At 73.8% G+C, this 3,618-nt stretch carries 4 protein-coding genes; 2 read left to right on the top strand and 2 right to left on the bottom strand.

The window, feature by feature from the left end; genetic code table 11:
- On the bottom strand, nucleotides 1-976 hold a 976-nt coding region (locus tag AB0J52_RS32115), incomplete at its 3' end, for a hypothetical protein (RefSeq protein WP_500186565.1).
- Nucleotides 977-1,159: 183 nt separating this feature from the next.
- Nucleotides 1,160-1,744: an Rv1733c family protein gene (locus AB0J52_RS32120; protein WP_500186567.1), complete on the bottom strand. Its 585-nt coding sequence runs from the start codon at nucleotides 1,742-1,744 to the stop codon at nucleotides 1,160-1,162.
- Nucleotides 1,745-2,017: 273 nt separating this feature from the next.
- Between AB0J52_RS32120 and AB0J52_RS32125 the strand changes: the two genes are divergently transcribed.
- Both AB0J52_RS32125 and AB0J52_RS32130 read left to right on the top strand, forming a co-directional pair.
- The gene (locus AB0J52_RS32125) at nucleotides 2,018-2,581 is read left to right on the top strand and encodes a hypothetical protein (protein ID WP_500186568.1); all 564 of its coding nucleotides are present in this window, start codon (nucleotides 2,018-2,020) and stop codon (nucleotides 2,579-2,581) included.
- A gap of 242 nt (nucleotides 2,582-2,823) precedes the next feature.
- On the top strand, nucleotides 2,824-3,618 hold a 795-nt coding region (locus tag AB0J52_RS32130; RefSeq protein ID WP_500186570.1), incomplete at its 3' end, for a universal stress protein.

Consider the following 3,618-nt stretch of genomic DNA (forward strand, 5'->3'; position numbering starts at 1 on the left):
AGCCGATGCCCTCGCCGCCGCCTCCGAAGCCGCCGCTGCCGCCCGTCCGGACGCGCGAGGGGCGGCGACCGGAAGGAGACTGGACGTAGGCCGGGCGCGGGTATCCGCCCTCGAACATGCCGCCCAGCGCCACGAAACGCTTCCGCAGGTTCTTGGCCTTGCCGTCGTAGGAGTACCAGCCGGCGTCCATGGCGTGCTCGGCGGCGTACCGCTCCAGCCACTCGTACTGGTTGAGGGAGAACGCGTACGGGAGGTTCTCGTGCGGCCGCTTGGCGACGGCGGCCGAGTACCCGAACGTCCCGGTGTAGGCGTCGATGACCCGGTCGAGCGTGCTCTGGGACAGCTCGTCCACCCGCAGCCTGCGCAGCAGCGCGACGACGCCGAGCAGCAGTGCGGCGGCTCCGGCCATGGCGATGTCGCCGAACGTGCTCCGGACGGTCAGGTCCACGACCATGAGGACGACACCGGCGACCCCGCACACGGACGCGGCGAACGTGTGCGTTCCGCAGGCTTCGATGTAGGTCGAATCGGGCCACACCGGACGCAGGTAGGTCCGCACCCACGGGAGGTCCCACACCTGCTTGGAGGTGGCGCGGTGGACGAGCCGGTGCAGCCGGTCGCCGAGTTCCTTGGTCGGCACCGCCTCGTCCCCCAGGACCTCCAGGAACTCCACCTCGTAGGGCCGCAGGTCGCCGGGGTCTCCGCCGTGGACGCGCCGGATCACCACGGGCTCACCGTCCCGGCCCGGGTCGTGGACGTGCAGGTGGCCCCGGACGGCCAGCTCCACGGTGACCACCGCCGCCAGGTCGTGCATGAGCGTCCGGCGCAGCAGGTGCAACTGGACGGGGCCGATGTCGCGGTTGGGGGGCGTGCCCGGGAGCGTCCCCCATATCCGCCGGTCACGCGCGCGCACGAGCGCGTCGACGACGGCCACCACGGCGGCCGCCGCGAGAAGCGTCCACCCGATCCAACCCACCGACCACCATGAATCCGCGGCGTGCATCCGGCGCTACTCCCCGTCCGTCCGAGCCGGTCCGGCGTCGGCGGCGAGGCCCCGCTGGCACGGCCTTGGCCGTCCGATCCCCCAAGGGACATCTCCACCGCTGACACGCATCGCACCATGAAAGCACGCGGACCGAAGCGGCGGCAGGCTCCGGCGTCAGCGAGGAGAGCGGTGGTCCAGGTCGATCCACGCGGCGTCCCAGAGGCGGGAGCGCACGTGGTCGCAGCGGCGGCGGAACAGCAGGTGCACCAGGGCCGGGACGGCGGCCACGACGAGCAGCGCGGCGGCGACGGTGAGGACGGTGTCGGTCACCGTCCTCAGGTGCCGGCGCGGCGGGGTGTCGGTGAGCCGGACCGGCGTCGCCCAGAGCCTCACGCGGTCGCCGATGGTGAGGACGCGGGCCGTGTCGTAGGAGCCGACGAGGCGGTGGCCGTCGGCGGCGGTGCCCGTGACGGTCACGCGGTAGCCGCGCTTGCGGTGGGCGATGTCGGTCACGACCGCCGACACCGGATGCCACGTCGCCGCCTCCGTGAGTTCGGCGCGCAGGCCGCCGTCGTAGGAGGCCGTGCCGACGCGCAGTCCGACGACCGGAGCGACGGCGAGGAAGAGGGCGAGCAGCGCGAGGCCGACGATCCGCTGGTGGCGGTCCACGTCGCGGCGCAGCGGGTTGGCGTCCGCGCCGAGCCGGCGGCGGAGGACGCCGGGCCGCGTCGGCGACTCCGGGTGGTGCGAGCGGCTCATCGTCGGCTCCTCGTACTGCGGCGCGCCTCGTCCTGCAGCGCGCCTCGTCGTGGGCCCACGCTAGGGACCGCGCGCGTCCGGGCCCAGGGCCGAGCGGCCCGGGGCCCCACGGACGTTCGGCACTCCGTGCGGCGCGAGATCGGGACCAAGGTCCCTGCAGTCGGGGGACGAATGCGCCTTATCCCTGCATGCCCGTCCGGGGGTGAATTGGGGGTGACGCCACACCGGCGCCATACCGACGCCGCACCGGCGGCACAAGGAAGCGAGAGCGCGATGACGGTCTCCGAGCAGGGCCACACCCCCACCCGCCGCGCACACCTACCGGCCCCGGCCCACCGTCCGGTGACCGGGTCGTCCGCCGCCCGGTACGTCTGGGCGCTCGCCCGGATCTCGCTGGGCTGGGTGTTCCTCTGGGCGTTCCTGGACAAGACGTTCGGCCTCGGCCACGACACCAAGGACGCCCAGGCCTGGATCCACGGCGGCAGCCCCACCAAGGGCTTCCTGGCCTTCGGCGCCAAGGGCCCGTTCAAGGACCTCTACCACCACATCGCCGGCGCCGCCTGGGCCGACTGGCTGTTCATGCTCGGACTCGCCGGAATCGGGACCGCGCTCGTGCTGGGCGTCTGCATGCGCCTCGCGGCGTCCGCCGGAACCCTGCTGCTGGTGATGATGTGGTCGGTCACCCTCCCGCCCGCCAACAACCCCTTCATGGACGACCACCTGATCTACGCCCTGCTCCTCATCGGCCTGGCCCTGGTCTCGGCGGGCGACACGCTCGGCCTCGGCCGCTGGTGGAGCGGCACCGCCCTGGCCCGGAGGCTGCCCGTCCTCAAGTGAGCCACCACGAACCACCGGATCAGCCGCACGGCGGGACGTCCCACCCGGGACGTTCCGCCGTTCTTTTCTAATACCGCCGGGCGGGCAGGCGGCCGAACGTGCCGCAGCCGTCACCATGGCCTCCCCCGGATGGCCCGACGGCCACCAGACCGGCGCCGCCGGTACCGGGAACTTGGTCGGTCAGGCCGGTGACCTGCGACGACACTGGGAGTCAACAACCGGCGACGGTGAGGGGCGGGACAGTGGAGACGGGGACTCATCTGCTCGTCGGATTCGACGGCACGGCCGAAAGCGACTGGGCACTGCGCTGGGCGGTCCGCGAGGCCGCTCTGCGCCGGGTGCCGCTGGCGGTCTGCCACGCCTGGCGGTGGCCCTACCCCGTGGCCTGCAGCGAGGACGACTTCGACATCATCGTGCGCCGGACGGGCGAGCATCTGCTGGAGCACGGTGTCCGGCGGGCCCGCGAGCTCGATCCCGAGGTGGTGCTGCGCAAGCGGCTGATGCGCGGGGCCGCCCACCACGCGCTCTTCCAGCTGTCCGGCGACGCGGCGCTCGTGATCGTCGGCTCGAACCCGCCCGACGAGATGCCGCCGGGTTCGACCGCCATGCGCCTGTCGGCGAAGGCCAGGCGGCCCACGGTCGTGGTCCGTCCCGCGCAGGTCCGGCACCGCCGCGTGGTCGTGGGGTTCGACGGCTCCCCCGCCGGGGAGGCGGCGCTGGCGTTCGCCGTCCGGGAGGCGGCGCTGTGGGGCTCGCGGCTGCGGGTGGTGCAGGGCTGCGGAGAACCGGGCGGGGCCGAGGCGGACGACCTCCCGCCGTACGCCGACTGGGACGGGCTGCGACGGTTGCTCGGCGAGCGGCTCCTGCAGGCGGTGGCGCCCTGGCGCGAGCAGTACCCCTGGGTGCCGGTCGAGACCGCGCTGTCGCCGGAGCCGCCGCGGGCCGCGCTGTTCGCCGCCGCCCGGGACGCCGACCTCCTCGTCGTCGATGCCGCCCGCGCGGCAGGCGCTCGCCGAGGGTTTCAGCCTGAACAGCGG

Origin of the sequence: Spirillospora sp. NPDC049652 (assembly GCF_040675125.1) — a bacterium.
Classification (GTDB): Bacteria; Actinomycetota; Actinomycetes; order Streptosporangiales; family Streptosporangiaceae; genus Spirillospora.

Excerpts from the sequence above, each read along its gene's own strand:
- AB0J52_RS32125 (WP_500186568.1), top strand. The coding sequence starts at position 2,018 with ATGACGGTCTCCGAGCAGGGCCACACCCCCACCCGCCGCGCACACCTA.
- AB0J52_RS32120 (WP_500186567.1), bottom strand. The coding sequence starts at position 1,744 with ATGAGCCGCTCGCACCACCCGGAGTCGCCGACGCGGCCCGGCGTCCTC.